This is a genomic window from Pseudomonas sp. MOIL14HWK12:I1 (assembly GCF_000510705.1).
In the GTDB taxonomy this organism is placed as follows: Bacteria; Pseudomonadota; Gammaproteobacteria; order Pseudomonadales; family Pseudomonadaceae; genus Chryseomonas; species Chryseomonas oryzihabitans.
The window spans coordinates 187,354-203,349 of the sequence record NZ_KI783307.1 but is presented as its reverse complement, the minus strand read 5'-3'; the positions used below and the strand labels follow the sequence as shown (position 1 = coordinate 203,349).

The window sequence follows — 15,996 nt, the reverse complement described above, 5'->3', positions numbered from 1 at the left end:
GCGCCCGCCTCAGGCCGGCGCCGGACGCCGCCGGCCGAGCAGCCCCAGCGCGGCCAGGGTCACGCCCAGGCTGACCAGCAGGCACAACCCGAGCAGACCGCGATCCCCCCAACTCTCTCGCGCCAGGGCATAGCACCAGGGCGCGGCCGCCGAGAGCAGAAAGCTCGGCGCCAGCAGCTTGCCGGTCAGCCGCGCATAGAGCGCCCGGTCGAACAGCTCCAGCGGCAGGCTGGCTCGCAGCACCGCCACCAGGCCGTTGAGGGCGCCATAGAGAAAGACGAAGCCGGCGGTGAGGCCCAGGTGACCTTCGCTCGCCAGCGCCAGGGCGAAACTCAGCGGCAGGCCCAGGCCCAGCAACAGATTGAGCTGGCGCGCCGAAAGCCGCTGCCCGGAGGCCAGTTCCGCCAGCCGCGCGCAGACCTGACCGATCCCCCACAGCGCCGCCACCCCCACCGGCACCCCACGCTCGGCCAGCAGCGCCGGCAGATGGGCCGACAGTCCCGCCGAAAGAAAGCCGATCAGTGCCATCCCGGTGGCGAACAGCACCCCGGCCAGGCGTGGCGAACCAGCCGCCGCCGCGACGGGCACCTCGGCACTGGGCAGGCGCCCCCGCACATTGGGCAGTGGTAGAAGCAACAGCAGCCCGGCCAGGGCGATGCCGGCATAGACCACCAGCCCCAGGCGCCAGCCCAACAACTCCAGCAGCCAATGCCCCAGTGGCCAGAACACCGCCGAGGCCAGCCCGCCCAGCAGGGTGATGCGCACCATCACCGCCCGCGACCGCTCACCGGCCAACCGCGCCAGGGTGGCGAAGGCGGCGTCGTACAGCGACAGGCGCATGCCCACGCCCAGGGTCACCCAGGCCAGGTAGAACAGCGGCGCCGACTGGGCCGCGGCCAGGCCCAGGCAGCCCAGGGCATCGAGCACCAGGCCGAGTTGCAGGGTGCGACAGCCACCAAGGCGTTCGATCACCGCGCCGCTGAAGGGCGAGACCAGGCCCATGGTCAGCATCGCCAGGGAAAAGCCGCCATAGACCCAGCGCGCGTCCCAGCCCAGCCCCGCGGCCATCGCCGGGCCATAGACCCCGGGTAGATAGAAGGCCAGGCCCCAGGCCAGCAACTGCATCAGCCCCAGCTGCCAGATGGCGCGATCGCTCGGCATCGGCGTCATCAGCGCGTACCCGGGGTCCGCTCGCCCTCACCCAGGCTGCGCTGCATCAGCACCGTGTCCACCCAGCGCCCGTGCTTGAAGCCCACCGCCTCGAAGGTGCCGACGGTGCGAAAGCCCAGCCGCTGATGCAGGGCGATGGAGCCCTGGTTGGCGCTGTCGCCGATCACCGCCACCAGCTGGCGAAAGCCCGCTGCCGTGCAGGCCGCGACGATCTCTTCCAGCAGGCGGCGGCCAATGCCCTGGCCGCCAAGGCCGTCACGCACGTACACCGAGTCTTCCGCGGTATGGCGATAGGCCGGTCGCGGGCGATAGAGCACCGCATAGGCATAGCCCACCACCTCGCCCTCCAGCTCGGCCACCCGGTAAGGCAGCCCGGCCTGGCGCACCGCGGCCAGGCGACGACCCAGCTCGGCGAGGTCCGGCGGTTCCAGCTCGAAGCTGGCGCAGCCATGCAGGACATGCGGGGCGTAGATGGCCTGGATGGCCGGCAGATCGGCAGGGGTGGCATCGCGCAACAGCAGAGCGGTGTTCACGGGAAAGGTCCATTTATGGGATCGATAAGGCGATCATGCCGGGACGGCCAGCCAAAGATAAAGCTATGCTCGGTTATCACTGGTATAAGCGAAACCTTGGAATGGCCGACCTCAACCTCACTCAGCTGGAGACCTTCGTCCAGGTCGTCGCCACCGGCAGCTTTTCCGCCGCAGCCGATCGCCTGGGGCTGAGCCAGCCGGCGGTCAGCCTGCAGATCCGCCAGCTGGAACGGCGCCTGGGTCTCAAGCTGCTGGAGCGCCTGGGGCGCGGCCTCAAGCCCACCGCCGCGGGCCGTCTGCTGCTGGATCACGCCGAACGGATCCAGACCGCGGTGGACCAGGCCCTGCAGGCCCTGGCCAGCCATGGCGAGACGGTCGCCGGCCGGGTCGCCATCGGTACCGGCGCCACCGCCTGCATCCATCTCCTGCCGCCACTGCTGGGCCAGTTGCGCCAGCGCTTTCCGCAGCTGGATGTGCGGGTCAGCACCGGCAACACCCTGGACGTCCTGCGGGCGGTGGAAGACAACCGCCTCGACCTGGGCCTGGTCACCCTGCCCGCCAGCGGTCGCAACCTGCAGGTGGAACCCCTGCTGGAGGATGCCTTCGTCGCCCTACTGCCCCCCGCCAGTCCCCTGCCAGCGCGCGCGCTGGCGCCAGCCGACCTGGCCGAGACGCCGCTGCTGGCCTTCGAGACCGGCAGCAGCACCCGGCTGCTGATCGACGACTGGTTTCGCCGCGCCGGCCAGGCCAGTCGACCGGTGATGGAGCTGGGCAGCATCGAAGCGCTCAAGGAACTGGTGGCCGCCGGCCTCGGCTACAGCCTGGTGCCCGGCATCGCCGTGGCCACCGAGCACCATCGCCACGGACTACAGGTCCAGTCACTGACGCCGCCCCTGACCCGCACCCTGGCCCTGGTGCTGCGCCGCGACAAACCGCTGAGTCGCCCGCTGCAGCAGGTACTGGAAGCGTTGCGACAGCTGCGCCGCTGATAAGGGCTCGACCAGACGCCCACCACGCCCTATCATTCAATGATTCAACGATCCTTGTACTATTGAACCATGAATGAAGAGCTTGCCGTTTCCGCCCTCGCCGCCCTCGCCCACGCCCAGCGCCTGAAGGTCTTCCGCGCCCTGGTGGTCGCGGGCACGACCGGCCTTACCCCCAGCCAGTTGGCCGATCAGCTCGAGGTAGCCCGCAGCAACCTCTCCTTCCACCTCAAGGAACTGGCCAATGCCGGTCTGGTTTCGGTGGAACAGCAGGGCCGCAATCTCATCTATCGCGCGGCCTATGACCAGATGAATGCCCTGCTCGGCTACCTGACCGAGCACTGTTGCGCTGGCGATGATTGCGCGGTCAGCGAATCGCCGCGCTGCTCCTGCTGACCTCCGTCCCTCCACCGCCAACCACAAGACCAGGCCCGCCATGCACAGTCCCCCCGCCTGCCCCCCGGCAGCACCCGCCATGAACACCTTCGAGCGTTATCTCAGCCTCTGGGTCGCGCTCTGCATCCTCGCCGGCATCGCCCTTGGCCAGCTGGCTCCGGGCCTGTTCCGCGCTATCGGCCGGATCGAGGTGGCCCAGGTCAATCTGCCGGTCGGCCTGCTGATCTGGATCATGATCGTGCCGATGCTGCTCAAGGTGGATTTCAGCGCCCTCGGCCAGGTGCGCCAGCACTGGCGCGGGATCGGCGTCACCCTGTTCGTCAACTGGGCGGTCAAGCCCTTCTCCATGGCGCTGCTCGCCTGGCTGTTCATTCGCGAGCTCTTCGCGCCCTGGCTGCCGACGGAGCAGCTGGACAGCTACATCGCCGGGCTCATCCTGCTGGCAGCGGCGCCCTGCACCGCCATGGTCTTCGTCTGGAGTCGACTCACCCAGGGCGATCCGCTGTTCACCCTGTCCCAGGTCGCGCTGAACGACACCCTCATGGTCTTCGCCTTCGCCCCCATCGTCGGCCTGTTGCTGGGCCTGTCGTCGATCACGGTGCCCTGGGCCACGCTGCTGCTTTCGGTGGTTCTCTACCTGGTGCTGCCGGTGATCCTCGCCCAGCTCTGGCGGCGGGCGCTGCTGCGCCAGGGTCAGGCCGCCTTCGACCGCACCCTGGCCCGTCTGGGCCCTCTCTCGATGGCCGCCCTGCTGGCAACCCTGGTGCTGCTGTTCGCCTTCCAGGGCGAGGCCATCCTGGCGCAGCCGCTGGTGATCGCCCTGCTGGCCGTGCCCATCCTGATCCAGGTGCTGTTCAATTCGGCCCTGGCCTACTGGCTGAATCGCCTGGTGGGCGAGAGCCACAGCGTGGCCTGTCCCTCGGCGCTGATCGGCGCCAGCAACTTCTTCGAACTGGCGGTGGCCGCCGCCATCAGCCTGTTCGGCTTCCAGTCGGGCGCCGCCCTGGCTACCGTGGTGGGCGTTCTTATCGAGGTACCGCTGATGCTGCTGGTCGTGCGCCTGGTGAACGGCTCGCGTGGCTGGTACGAACGGGGTGCCGCTTCCCACCGTCGAGACCCTCCATGACCAGCACCATCACGATCTACCACAACCCCGCCTGCGGCACCTCGCGCAACGTGCTGGGCCTGATTCGCAACAGCGGCGTCGAGCCGACGGTCATCCACTACCTGGAGACACCGCCCGACCGGGCGCAGCTGGAGCGGCTGATCGCCGACCTGGGCATGCCGGTGCGCGAGCTGCTGCGTCAGAAGGGTACGCCCTACGCCGAGCTGGGCCTGGACGATCCGCAGCTGGATGACGCGGCCCTGATCGCCGCCATGCTGCAGCATCCCCTGCTGATCAATCGACCGATCGTGGTGACCCCCCTGGGTACCCGGCTCTGCCGGCCCTCGGAACGGGTACTGGAGATCCTGCCCGAGCCGCAGCGTGGACCTTTCGTCAAGGAAGATGGCGAGGTGGTAGTTCCCTCTGCGGCGCCGCGTGGCTGATCGGGGCCGCCATGCGCGACATCGCCCGCGATAAGGACAGCGCCTGGCAGGTCTTCCTGATCTTCCTGCGCCTGGGCTGCACCAGCTTTGGCGGCCCCATCGCCCACCTCGGCTACTTCCGCCAGGCCTTCGTCACGCGGCGCCAGTGGCTGGACGAAGCCGCCTATGCCGAGCTGGTCGCGCTCTGCCAGCTGCTGCCCGGCCCGACTAGCAGCCAGGTCGGCATGGCCCTGGGCCTGGGGCGCGCCGGTAGCTGGGGTCTGCTGGCGGCCTGGCTGGGTTTCACCCTGCCCTCCGCCCTGCTGCTGATCCTGTTCGCCCTGGGCCTCGCCCACTTTCCGGGATTGGCCGACTCGGGCGCAGTGCATGGGCTCAAGGTCTTTGCCGTGGCGGTGGTGGCCCAGGCGGTCTGGAGCATGGGCCGCAGCCTCTGCCCGGATACCTCGCGCCGCATCCTGGCGCTGGTCGCCGCCGGCCTGGCGCTCTGGCTGCCCGGTTCGGTGGGCCAGCTGCTGGGCCTGGGTCTGGCCGCCCTGGTCGGACGCCTGGCCCTGGCGCCCGCCGCCACACCGCCGGCCCCGAGCCTGCAAACGGGACTCTCCCGGCGCCTGGGTGTCGTCGCACTGCTGCTGTTCCTGCTGCCGCTGCTGCTCTTACCCGTCTGGGACAACCTGGCCGCGGGTGTCTATCGCGCCGGCGCCCTGGTGTTCGGCGGTGGCCACGTGGTGCTGCCGCTGCTGCAGGCGGTGGTGGTGCCCAGCGGCCTGGTCAGCGACAGCCAGGTCATGGCCGGCTACGGCCTGGCCCAGGCGGTGCCCGGACCGCTGTTCACCTTTGTCGCCTACCTGGGGACCCTGGTACCCGCGGCCCTGCCCGCCTGGCTCAATGGCCTGTTCTGGACCCTGCTGATCTTTCTGCCCGGCGCCCTGCTGCTGCTCGCGGCCCTGCCCTTCTGGCAGTCGCTGCGCCAGCACCCCGGCTGGCAACGCCTGCTGACCGGACTCAACGCCGGGGTGGTCGGTCTGCTGCTCGCGGCGCTCTACGATCCGGTGTGGACGGGGGCGATCCGCAGCCTGACGGATGTCGTCCTGGCGGCCCTGGCCCTGGCGCTGCTCTTGCGCACCCGCTGGTCACCGGTGCTGATCGCGCTGCTGGTCGCCTTAATCGTCTGCCTATTGAACTTTTAGCGCACTACCGTTTAGCGGCATCCCACTAGTGGCCCGATGAAATTGCGGCGTGGTTCGCTGTAGCTCCGTGGAAAGCTAGGCACTGTCGGCGTGACGTTCAGCTGTGTGAAACGTCTTGCCCTGCGCGAGAACGTGTCCAGCGAGCGCAAGGCCTGACCTGCATTAAGGATGACCGCAATGACCTACAAGAACCCCCTGGACACCCCCGCTCCCCTGTTCACCGCTGCCGCCACCACCAAGGCGCCGCTGACCGCCGCCCCCGCCAAGCCGGCCGGCATCTCTGACGGCGTCACCTACTACGCCTTCCAGAGCCAGCCGCGGCTGACCCTCGACATCAATACCGCGCCCGAATACGTTGGCTTCGCCAAGACCTTCGATGCCAAGGGCCCCCACTATGCGGCCGGCTCGACCCTGAACGAGCTGACCCTGACCGGGCATTGGGAAGGCCAGCTGACGCGTCTCGACGGCCATACCCGCGGCGCTACCGCCAGCGACAGCACCCTGGATTCGAGCATCACCAAGCTCACCGTCAGCCTCACCGACACCGCTGACAACCAGTTCCACGAAGGCGACATCATCACCCTCAACAACTTCGACGGCCTGCAGACCTTCGACGGCTCCAAGTCCACCGCCGGCCTGTCGATCGACTTCCTCAATGGCTACGAGCACGGCCTGGATCACCTCTATTCCAGCCAGAGCGCCTTCCTCAAGAGCGTGACCACCGGCAGCGGCAACGACCTGATTCAGGTCAGCACCATCGCCGCGCCGGAACTCGACAGCGTGGCCGCCCTGAGCAACTGCCGGGTCAAGACCCTTACCGTCGACAGCGGCGCCGGCAATGACCAGATCGGCGCCCATATTCAGCAGGCCGACATCGTCATCAAGGCCGGTGCCGGCAACGATTTCGTCGACCTGCTGTTCACCGAAGGGGTGGCTGCCCACAACGCCACGGTACGCGGCAACTATGGCCATGGCGCCACCGTCACCCTGGGTGAAGGCCGAGACACCCTCAGCCTGCTCACCTCCAGCCTGGTCAACTTCGACGGCTCCAGTAGCGCCGCTGCCAACCGCTCCCTGGCAGCCAACCACGTGACCGTGACCGACTACAACGCCAAGGATGACCAGATCGTCTTCGGCTCCTCGCTGTTCGTGGATTCGGCGGTCACCACCGTGGCGGATGCCACACTCAAGGGCGCGACCAGCCTCTATGCCGCCCTGCAGCAGGTGGTCCAGAACACCACCGGCGACGCGCACGCTGCGGTCTTCCACTATGGCAAGGACACCTACGTCTTCCATGACGGCAGCGACCGCGGCCAGATCGACGCCTCGGACTCGCTGATCCAGCTGGTGGGTACGCACGACCTCACCGACGTGGCCTCCACCGTCGCCGCTGGCGAGCGCGGCATCGGCAACTGGGGCTGATCCCCTACGCTGCCCTGCTCCTTCCTCCGGGCAGGGCAGCGAGCGCTGGTTCCCAGCGCTGGCCTCTCAGGGGCACTAGCCGGACGCATCCGGGGTCTGTCTAACCACACCCACCCCGCGTGCAAGAGGAAACCGAGATGAAGATCCTGATGGTCCTGACCTCCCATGACCAGCTCGGCGACACCGGCAAGAAAACCGGCTTCTGGCTGGAAGAATTCGCTGCTCCCTACTACGTCTTCAAGGATGCCGGTGCCGAGATCACCCTGGCCTCCCCCGCCGGCGGCCAACCGCCGCTGGACCCCAAGAGCGACGCCGCCGACGCCCAGACCGAGTCCACCGAACGCTTCAAGAACGATCCCGAAGCGCAGAAGGCGCTGGCCAGCACCGTCAAACTTGCCGAGGTGCAGGCCGAGGACTACGACAGCGTCTTCTATCCCGGCGGCCACGGCCCGCTCTGGGATCTCGCCGAATCCCGCGACTCCATCGCCCTGCTCGAAGCCTTCGCCCAGGCCAACAAGCCCTTCGGCCTGGTCTGCCACGCGCCCGGCGTGCTGCGCCACGTCAAGGCCGCCGACGGCACACCGCTGGTCAAGGGCCGCACCGTCACCGGCTTCACCAACAGCGAAGAAGCCGGCGTGCAACTCACCGACGTGGTGCCCTTCCTGGTGGAAGATGAACTCAAGAAGCTCGGCGCCCGCTACGAGAAGGGCCCGGACTGGGGCGAGTTCGTGGTCGAGGACGGCAACCTGGTCACCGGCCAGAATCCGGCCAGCTCGGAAGCCGCGGCGGACGCCTTGCTGACCAAGCTGGGTTAAGAACTGCGCACCTGAAAAAGCCCGCCAACTGGCGGGCTTTTTACTGCTCCCCCGCCAACGCCTGCGCACCGCAGTTTTCCGCGCGGCGCCCCCGCTCTGCTGCCCAGGTGCCACTAGTCGTAAAGATTGCAGAATTCCTGGCGCCAGCCGACAGCCTCTCATGAGCGCAGCCTTAGCCCTGCGCCGCCCAGGCTGGAAAGGATATTCCGTGCAAGCTATTACCTGGTCGTATTTTCAGAGCCCTGCCCGATGAAGAGACTCCTGCTCGGCCTGCGCGCCCTGATGTCCGTGCCCAAGGACAATCCTGGCCTGGTCAAGGCGCAATACCTTGCGCTGTCGCGCCAGCTGCCGATGATGTACTTCATCCTGCTGACCAACACCCTGATGCTGGCCGGCACCCACTATGCCGTCGCGCCACGCTGGCTGGTGCTCTACTGCCCGCTGGTGATGACACTGTTCGGCGTGATCCGCGCGGCCGAGTGGTTCCGCACGCGCAATCAGCCGCGCAGTCCGACGCAGATGCTCACGGCCCTGAAGCGCACCAACCGGCTGGCGCCCTTCGTGGCCTCGGCCTTCACCGCCTGGGCGCTGGCGCTGTTTCCCTATGGCGACAGCTATACCCAGGCGCATGTGGGCTTCTACATGGCGATCACCGTGATCGGCTGCATCTTCTGCATGATGCACCTGCTGCCCGCGGCCCTCGCCACCACCGCCGTGGTCAACACCGCCTTCGTGGTGTTCTTCGCCTCCACCACCATCAGCACCTTCGTGGCCACGGCGATCGACGTCCTGTTGGTGTCCATCGCCATGCTGGTCATCCTCAAGGCGCAGTACGGCGACTTCACCCGCCTGGTGAACATGCAGGCGCAGACGGCGAAACTCAGCGAGGAAAATCTCAAGCTGGCCAACCAGGACAGCCTGACCGGCCTAGCCAATCGGCGGCAATTCTTCTCCCGCCTCGATACGCTGCTGGCCGACGCGCGCGCCCAGGGGACCCGCCTGGCCGTGGGCCTGATCGACCTGGACGGCTTCAAGCCGGTCAACGACCTCTATGGCCACAGCGTGGGTGACCGGCTGCTCCATCAGGTCGGCCAACGCCTGAGCAGGCTGCTGGGCGAAGACGTCCACCTGGCCCGCCTGGGCGGCGATGAATTCAGCCTGATCATCACCGGGGTCTTGAACGATGAGCAGCTGCGCGCGTTTGGCGAAAGGGTCTGCGCCAGCCTGCGCGAGCCCTTCCTGCTGGTGGACCTGCCCATCCAGATCAGTGGCTCGCTGGGCCTCGCGACCTTTCCCGACCAGGCCTTTTCCGCCACGGACGTCTATGAATACGCCGACTACGCCCTGTACCAGAGCAAGCGCCACCGCCCCGGCACGGCCTGCCTGTTCAGTACCGCCCATCGCCAGCAACTCAACCGCGAAGGCCTGACCGAACAGGCCCTGCGCCGGGCTGACCTGGAGCGCGAGTTCTACATGGTCTTCCAGCCCATCGTGGACATCCACAGCAAGCAGACCGTGGCCTTCGAGGCCCTCGCCCGCTGGGACAGCCCGGAACTGGGCAACGTACCGCCGGGTGATTTCATCTCCACCGCCGAGCGTGTCGGCATGGTCAATCGCCTCACCCTGCCGCTGCTGAACAAGGCCTTGAACGCGGCCGCGCGCTGGCCTGCAGGCATCCGCCTGGCCTTCAACCTCTCCGCCCACGACTGTGCCTCCGAGGAAGCCGCTCAACAGATCGTCGAACTGATCAAGCGCAGCCCGTTCGACCCGGCCTGTCTCGACCTGGAAATCACCGAAACCGCCGCCATCCAGGACCTGCCCCAGACCCAGCGCGCCATCAGCCGCTTTCGCGAACTGGGCTGCGGCATCTCCCTCGACGACTTCGGCACCGGCTATTCCAGCCTGAGCCAGATCCACGCACTGCCGCTGACCAAACTCAAGGTGGACCGCACCTTCGTCACAGACCTCCACCTCGACCCGGCCAGCTTCAAGATCGTCAAATCCCTGATCGCCCTGTGCCAGGACATGCAGCTGGAATGCATCGTGGAGGGGGTGGAGACCACCGCCGAACTCGACGCCCTGAAAAACCTCGGCGGCGCCAGGGCCCAGGGCTATCTGTTCGCCAAGCCTATGCGGGCGAGTGACATTAGGGGTTGGTTGGAGGGGGAGCATTTGGAGAAGGTGTTGGAGGTTTGATCTGTCGAGAGGTCGAGTGCAATTTGCACTTATGTCTCGTCGACAACCCCTGATTCAACCCTGTCTCCTCTCGACTGCAATCCTGCAACATCTTGCCCCACTCAGGCCTGAACAGGTCGTCCCGGTACTCCATCGAAAAACCTCAGAGGAATTCAGGTTAACCTGATGAATACAGGGCTTATGGCGTGTTTTAAAAGTCGCCAAGCCAAAGGGAGGCAAGACAAAAATCAGTGAGGAAGCGAAGTTTCCGAGTGGCAAACGAGCATTCCAAGATGATTTTTAACGCAGCATCACCGAGGCGCAGACTCTTTTCAGACAAAGCCTAGGACTTATGCTAAAGGCTCCACGCTATGGCCTTGTTCAGCATCGCCCCACTTAAAACGCTCCTTTAGCCGCTCGACGGTCCAGCGCCATTTGGGCGTCGTGGGACGGCAAATGGTGTTCTGATTGCCGAAGAGGCCAATCTCCTTCACCGCCTCATTAAGCGGCAGGCTATAGAGCCATTCAACCGAGACGAAGTATTCGCAGCGCTCGGGATCATCCACCAACTCGCGATGATAATCAGCCTGCAATACCTCCAGGGCTGGGCGCTCTTCGCCATTGTGCAGCACGCGGAAATCAGCCGCAGGCGTGGCATGACCTACCACTCTGGCAACCCCAACGTAGCCGGCACCCGGCACGTTGACCCACAACCGGTCTCCAGGCGCGACCATCTTGAGGCTGTTGCTGTACCAGCTACCGCCACCACCACAGACGAAACCGTAGTGCCGCGCCTCGGACCAGGACCGGCTCTGGCCATGCCCGAAGGAACAGTAGAACTCACCATTCCATGGCTCGGCGGGCGTACCTGGCTTGGTGGCACTACTCGCCTGGGGGGCATCGACGGGATCGAACAGCCAGGCGCGGCTGATCAGTTGCTGCTCACCCAATTGGAACACCTGGAAGCACAGTACGTTGATGGCAATATCGCGCTCGCTCAGGTAGCCGACGATACGCTCGCTACTGGCATCCAGCTCGGCGGCGACGATGACGATCTGATGATTCTGGTTCAAGGCTTCGGCATCCAGAGGAGCACCGAAGTGCGCTTGGAAGTCCGCAGCCAGATTGGCGCCGGGCTTGAAGCGTTGGTAAATGGCCTCGATCTCATTGGCCTGCAGCCGCTCCACCCACACGGCGTAATCCAACGCCTGTGCCACCACCTCCCGCGGGGTACGGTCGCGTTTGAGTTCGATCAGCACCAGTGAAGCATCCGGCGCCAAGGCCAGGAGGTCGATACGCCCACCCTGCCCGGTGCTTTCCTGGCGGCCGATCAGCAGCCAGTCCTCGGATAGTAACGCCGGAGCGCTCACGATCATGTTTTCGAGAAACTGCTCGCTGGGCAGTATCGCGTTCTTGAGCGGCGCGGGTTGAGCGCCGACGGTCCAGATTTGGGTACGGATAGGCATCCTTGCATTCCTTTTTAGGCTTTGTACGAAAAGTCGCCGAGCGAAGGTCAAGCGAGGCGAAAAAGGCTGAGGAAGCGGAGTTTACGAGTGGTAAATGAGCATTCCGAAGCCTTTTTCAACGAAGCATCACCGAGCGCAGGCATTTTTCGTACAGAGCCTAGGCTACGGCTTGCTCGACCAAGGTATCAGCCAAATGTTCTTGTACCTGGCGGGCTTCGTTGAGGCGGGCTTTGAGTTGGTCGCAGAGTGCCATTAGTTGATCGACTTTGGCGACAATGCGGTGTTGTTCGGCGAGCGGTGGCAAGGGAAATGAACATGCTCGAAGCTGCGTCATGTTGATGGAAGCAAGATTTGTAGTCTGCTTTGACGAGCCTGCGAAATACTCTCTTGCTGAGGCCGAATTTAGATACATTTCAGCCCATCGAGGCTCCCAATCTGAAAGCACTGCGCGCGCTCGGAACACATGATTTTGATGAAGACACTCAGGTAATTCATCACGCCAGATAGCTGTTCGCCCAACCTTGTCCCAATCGCCACCTTCGGTAATCAGCAGATCGCCACTCTGAAGCAGATATTTTTCCACTTCGTCTTCTGGAATCTCGACTTTCTTAACCTGGTCTAAATCCAACCGCCCACGTTGGACATTCGCAACTCGAAGATATGGCTTGGACAACAGCTTGCGGCCTCCGAGTTTTCGCCCAAGGGTAACGCCACCTGTCACATGCAGCACATCATCAATGGCTTGCCACATCCAACCCTCAGGAAGTTCAAATGGGGGTTCTGTGCGGAGATCGGTAGAGAGATCCTTTTGTCTGCGAGAGTTTGATTCGGCCAAATAGCGCTGCTTCTCGGCCTGAATACGCTTTATAAAACTGCTAGCTGGCTCATCATTGGAATCTTGCGGCACCAGTTTGCCCATCACCGCCAGTTGCAGCAGGCTTTGCTTGAGGACATCGATGCTGGATTCAGTGGTGAACAGAGTGTGGAAGTGTTCGGCCAGACGCTGCCAGCTCTGCGCAAAGTCCTCGGCATCGCGGGTCTGGGTCAGGCTGCTCAGCAGCACCTGCACCAGTTGCGCGCGAGCGCTTTCGGCATCGGCCTGCCGGGTTTCCAGGCGGTCGCACAGGGCCATCAGTTCATCGACTTTGGCGACGATGCGGCGCTGTTCGGCGAGAGGTGGAAGCGCTACCGGAATACCATTCATCTTTGACTGGTTCATCTTCGGCTGAGCAGTTCCGGTCACATATGGTTTTAGGTCAATAGCGTTGAAGTAAAGCTCTATGTAAAGAAGTAACTCTTCGGTTATGCCATCGAGAACATGAGCGTGGTTATTCACCCAATAGTGACCGCGCGCCATAAATGCGATAGGCGTGTTGCGATTCACGAGATTTGCCCCATCCTCACTAACTAGCAGCAGCGGCTTGTCGAATAGATATCCGTCAACCTTATCGATAACGCCTGACGCACCGTAGTAGTCAAATATTTTTTCCCTGCTTTCACGTTCGGCTAGGGAGACGGGCACTCGTTCTCCATCACGACAAATTGTTGCTTCACCAATTGAGGTGGCTACCCATCCTCTCGGTAATGGGAATGAAACTATCGGCTTAGGTGTATCCGCCAGCTCTTTTTGCCTCCTAATCTTCCCCTCAGCTACCAACCGCGCCTTTTCCTCGGCAATCCGCTTGAGCAACTCACTCGCCGGCTCATCGTTCGGATCTTGCGGCACCAGCTTGCCCCGCACCGCCAATTCCAAAATCAATTCACGCAATTTCTTGATGCCTTTGGGGCTACCGGCCAGCAGAGGCAGATGTTCGGTCAGTAGAGCGGTCATGGGGTTACCAGCATGTTCATGATCAGGCGGATCAGGGTGTCTTTCTGTTCGGGGGCGGACTCGGCGACCAGCAAGGTCAAGGCGGCCAGGCCGGTGTCGTTGATCACCGGGTTACCTTGAGCATCCAACAGGCGGCCGTTGCGGTGCAGGAAGTCGACGAAGAGGTAGGCGCCGCTGCGCTTGTTGCCATCGGCGAAGGGATGATTCTTGACGAGGAAATAGAGCAAGTGGGCAGCCTTGCTCTCCAGACTCGGATAGGCCGGCTCACCGAAGACGCTTTGCTCAAGATTGCCGAGCAAGGCCGCCAGGCCGTCGCCACGCTCACGGGCGAACAGGTCGCTGGCCTCCCCACGGGCCATCAATTGGACCTTGAGTTCGGCCAGTTGCCGACGCGCCTGGGCTGCGTCCGGCAGCTCACCGCCAGGGCTGCCAGTGGGCTCGGTAAGCAGGCCTTCGTCGTAGCGCTGCAGCCAGAGAAAGGTCTGGGTGTAGCGGCTGACGATCTCCACCAGACCACGCCCGCCGTCAATATCCAGCTCAGGCGCGCGGGCAGTCTTGCGCACCAATTCCAGTGCCGCCTCCAGCTCCTGAGCATTGGCCTCGAAGCGTTCGCGGTTGAGGCTGTAGCCACGTGTCAGGTGTTGCTTGAGGACCTGATTGGCCCATTGGCGAAAGCGCGTGCCTTCACGGGACTTCACCCGATAGCCAAGCGAGATGATCACGTCGAGGTTATAAAAGGCCACTGGCTTATCGGAGCCAGCAATGTGCAGATTTTGCACATTGCTTTCTTGTTCCAGTTCGCCCTCGGCGAAGACGTTACGGATATGCCGGCCGATCACGGTGCGGTCACGGCCGAACAATTCGGCCAACTGCTCCTGCCGTAGCCAGACGCTGTCGTGCTCGACGGTAACGGCGATCTGACCACTCGCGCTTTCGTAGATGGCAATCTCGCTGGTCATGCTCCCTCCTTGGGCTATCAAGGACGCTCCAAAGCTTCAGCCAATACGCTCTTGAGCTGGTCTCGCAATTCGTCGATCTCACCTTGCAACTGGGCATAGGCACGCAACAGCTGCTCTGGGTCGTGGCTGATCTGCTCACCGATATGGGGATTCTTGCAGTCCAGGTTCCAATTGCGGGCCTTTAGGTCATCGAAGCCGACCTTCCAGGCGAACTCATTCTCCACCCGCGCGGCAAAGCTATCGGCTTCACTGCCCCACCAGGCCTCCTCGATGGCGAACTCCTCGATGCGCATAGGCTTGGTCTTGGAGTAGCTTTTATAGCCAGCCGGGTATTGGTGCTCGTAGAACCAGACGTCCTTGGTAGGGGTGCCCTTGGTGAAGAACAGCAGATTGGTCTTGATGCCGGTGTAGGGGTTGAACACCCCATTGGGCAAGCGAACGATGGTGTGCAGGTTGCACTCGGTGAGCAGCTTTTCCTTGATGCGGCTCTTGATGCCTTCGCCGAAGAGGAAGCCATCCGGCAATACCACGGCGGCACGGCCGCCGTCCTTGAGCAAGTGCATGATCAGCACCAGAAAGAGGTCGGCCGTCTCACGGGTGCGGAAGGCCTGGGGGAAGTTGGTTTCTATGCCGTCCTCTTCCATACCGCCGAAGGGTGGGTTGGCGACGATGCAATCGACTCTCTCACTGGGGCCCCAACTGATCAGCGGACGTGCCAGGGTATTGTCATGCTTGATCTGGCTGGGCACCTCTATGCCATGCAGGATCATGTTGGTGGTGGCGAGCAGATGTGGCAGCGGCTTCTTTTCCACGCCAAAGATGCTGGCTTGCAGTACCCGCTCATCCTCGGCGGTCTGCACGTAACGCTTGCGCTTGTGGTCGATGGTGCAGGTAAGAAAACCACCCGTACCACAGGCCGGGTCCATGACCTTTTCCACGAGCTTGGGATCGACCATGCGCACCATGAACTCGGTGACCGGGCGCGGCGTGTAGAACTCGCCGGCGTTACCCGCATTCTGCAGATCCCGCAGTAGCTGCTCGTACATGTCGCCAAAGGCATGCCGTTCCTGCGCCTTGTTGAAATCCACACCTTCCTGGATCTTGTTAATCACCTGGCGGATGAGGTGGCCCGACTTCATGTAGTTGTAGGCGTCCTCGAAGACGCCACGCACCACGAAAGCGGCCGGGCTGGTGCTGTACTCATGAAGATTCTGCAGCTGCGGGAACAGGTTATTGTCGATGAAGCCTTTTAGATCTTCACCCGTCATGCCCTCAGGATCGGCCGCCCAGGTCCGCCAACGGCAGCTGGCCGGCAGTGGCGAGCGATAGCTGTCATCAAGCAGTTCCCACTCCTGTTCGCGGTCGTCGAAAATCTTTAGAAAGAGCATCCAGACGAGCTGACCGATGCGCTGGGCGTCGCCGTCGACACCCACATCCTTGCGCATGATGTCCTGGATGGATTTGATGGTGCTGCTGATGGACATGCGTATTTCCTGAACGGATATCAA

The 15,996-nt window shown here is 63.7% G+C and carries 14 protein-coding genes; 8 read left to right on the top strand and 6 right to left on the bottom strand.

Features of this window, described 5'->3' with window-relative positions; genetic code table 11:
- Positions 1 to 9: 9 nt before the first annotated feature.
- Positions 10 to 1,170, bottom strand: a complete 1,161-nt coding sequence (locus PSEK12I1_RS0110885) for an MFS transporter (RefSeq protein ID WP_037006927.1) — start codon at positions 1,168 to 1,170, stop codon at positions 10 to 12.
- Positions 1,170 to 1,703, bottom strand: coding sequence for a GNAT family N-acetyltransferase (locus tag PSEK12I1_RS0110880; RefSeq protein ID WP_027601536.1), 534 nt, complete (start codon positions 1,701 to 1,703; stop codon positions 1,170 to 1,172). Before PSEK12I1_RS0110880 ends, PSEK12I1_RS0110885 begins: the two co-directional genes overlap by 1 nt.
- A 65-nt stretch (positions 1,704 to 1,768) precedes the next feature.
- Here PSEK12I1_RS0110880 and PSEK12I1_RS0110875 point away from each other — a divergent pair, with 65 nt between their 5' ends.
- From PSEK12I1_RS0110875 to PSEK12I1_RS0110840, 8 genes are all read left to right on the top strand, one after another.
- Positions 1,769 to 2,692, top strand: coding sequence for a LysR family transcriptional regulator (locus PSEK12I1_RS0110875; protein WP_081737477.1), 924 nt, complete (start codon positions 1,769 to 1,771; stop codon positions 2,690 to 2,692).
- A 69-nt stretch (positions 2,693 to 2,761) separates the two neighbouring features.
- Positions 2,762 to 3,085: a helix-turn-helix transcriptional regulator gene (locus tag PSEK12I1_RS0110870; RefSeq protein WP_027601534.1), complete on the top strand. Its 324-nt coding sequence runs from the start codon at positions 2,762 to 2,764 to the stop codon at positions 3,083 to 3,085.
- A 79-nt stretch (positions 3,086 to 3,164) separates the two neighbouring features.
- On the top strand, positions 3,165 to 4,211 hold the full coding sequence (gene arsB / locus PSEK12I1_RS0110865; RefSeq protein WP_037006925.1) for an ACR3 family arsenite efflux transporter: 1,047 nt from the start codon (positions 3,165 to 3,167) through the stop codon (positions 4,209 to 4,211).
- Entirely contained in the window at positions 4,208 to 4,633 is a 426-nt protein-coding gene (gene arsC, locus PSEK12I1_RS0110860; protein WP_027601532.1) for an arsenate reductase (glutaredoxin), read from the top strand. Before arsB ends, arsC begins: the two co-directional genes overlap by 4 nt.
- An 11-nt stretch (positions 4,634 to 4,644) precedes the next feature.
- The gene (chrA, locus tag PSEK12I1_RS0110855) at positions 4,645 to 5,820 is read left to right on the top strand and encodes a chromate efflux transporter (RefSeq protein WP_027601531.1); all 1,176 of its coding nucleotides are present in this window, start codon (positions 4,645 to 4,647) and stop codon (positions 5,818 to 5,820) included.
- 177 nt (positions 5,821 to 5,997) lie between these two features.
- Positions 5,998 to 7,242, top strand: a complete 1,245-nt coding sequence (locus PSEK12I1_RS0110850; protein WP_037006923.1) for a hypothetical protein — start codon at positions 5,998 to 6,000, stop codon at positions 7,240 to 7,242.
- Between the two features lie 137 nt (positions 7,243 to 7,379).
- Entirely contained in the window at positions 7,380 to 8,057 is a 678-nt protein-coding gene (locus PSEK12I1_RS0110845; RefSeq protein ID WP_027601529.1) for a type 1 glutamine amidotransferase domain-containing protein, read from the top strand.
- Positions 8,058 to 8,306: 249 nt separating this feature from the next.
- On the top strand, positions 8,307 to 10,253 hold the full coding sequence (locus tag PSEK12I1_RS0110840) for a bifunctional diguanylate cyclase/phosphodiesterase (RefSeq protein WP_027601528.1): 1,947 nt from the start codon (positions 8,307 to 8,309) through the stop codon (positions 10,251 to 10,253).
- 329 nt (positions 10,254 to 10,582) lie between these two features.
- Here the strand turns inward: PSEK12I1_RS0110840 and PSEK12I1_RS0110835 are convergent, their stop codons facing one another.
- The 4 genes from PSEK12I1_RS0110835 to PSEK12I1_RS0110810 all read right to left on the bottom strand — a co-directional run bounded on the left by PSEK12I1_RS0110835 (position 10,583) and on the right by PSEK12I1_RS0110810 (position 15,972).
- On the bottom strand, positions 10,583 to 11,698 hold the full coding sequence (locus PSEK12I1_RS0110835; protein WP_027601527.1) for an endonuclease NucS domain-containing protein: 1,116 nt from the start codon (positions 11,696 to 11,698) through the stop codon (positions 10,583 to 10,585).
- 157 nt (positions 11,699 to 11,855) lie between these two features.
- Positions 11,856 to 13,529 carry a restriction endonuclease subunit S gene (locus PSEK12I1_RS24950; protein ID WP_081737476.1) on the bottom strand — a complete coding sequence of 558 codons (1,674 nt, stop codon included), beginning with the start codon at positions 13,527 to 13,529 and terminating at the stop codon, positions 11,856 to 11,858.
- Entirely contained in the window at positions 13,526 to 14,488 is a 963-nt protein-coding gene (rhuM, locus tag PSEK12I1_RS0110815) for a RhuM family protein (protein ID WP_027601525.1), read from the bottom strand. The genes PSEK12I1_RS24950 and rhuM overlap by 4 nt, the downstream gene beginning before the upstream one ends.
- A 17-nt stretch (positions 14,489 to 14,505) precedes the next feature.
- A complete protein-coding gene (locus PSEK12I1_RS0110810; RefSeq protein ID WP_027601524.1) occupies positions 14,506 to 15,972 on the bottom strand; it encodes a class I SAM-dependent DNA methyltransferase in 1,467 nt (488 codons plus the stop codon).
- Positions 15,973 to 15,996: the final 24 nt, after the last annotated feature.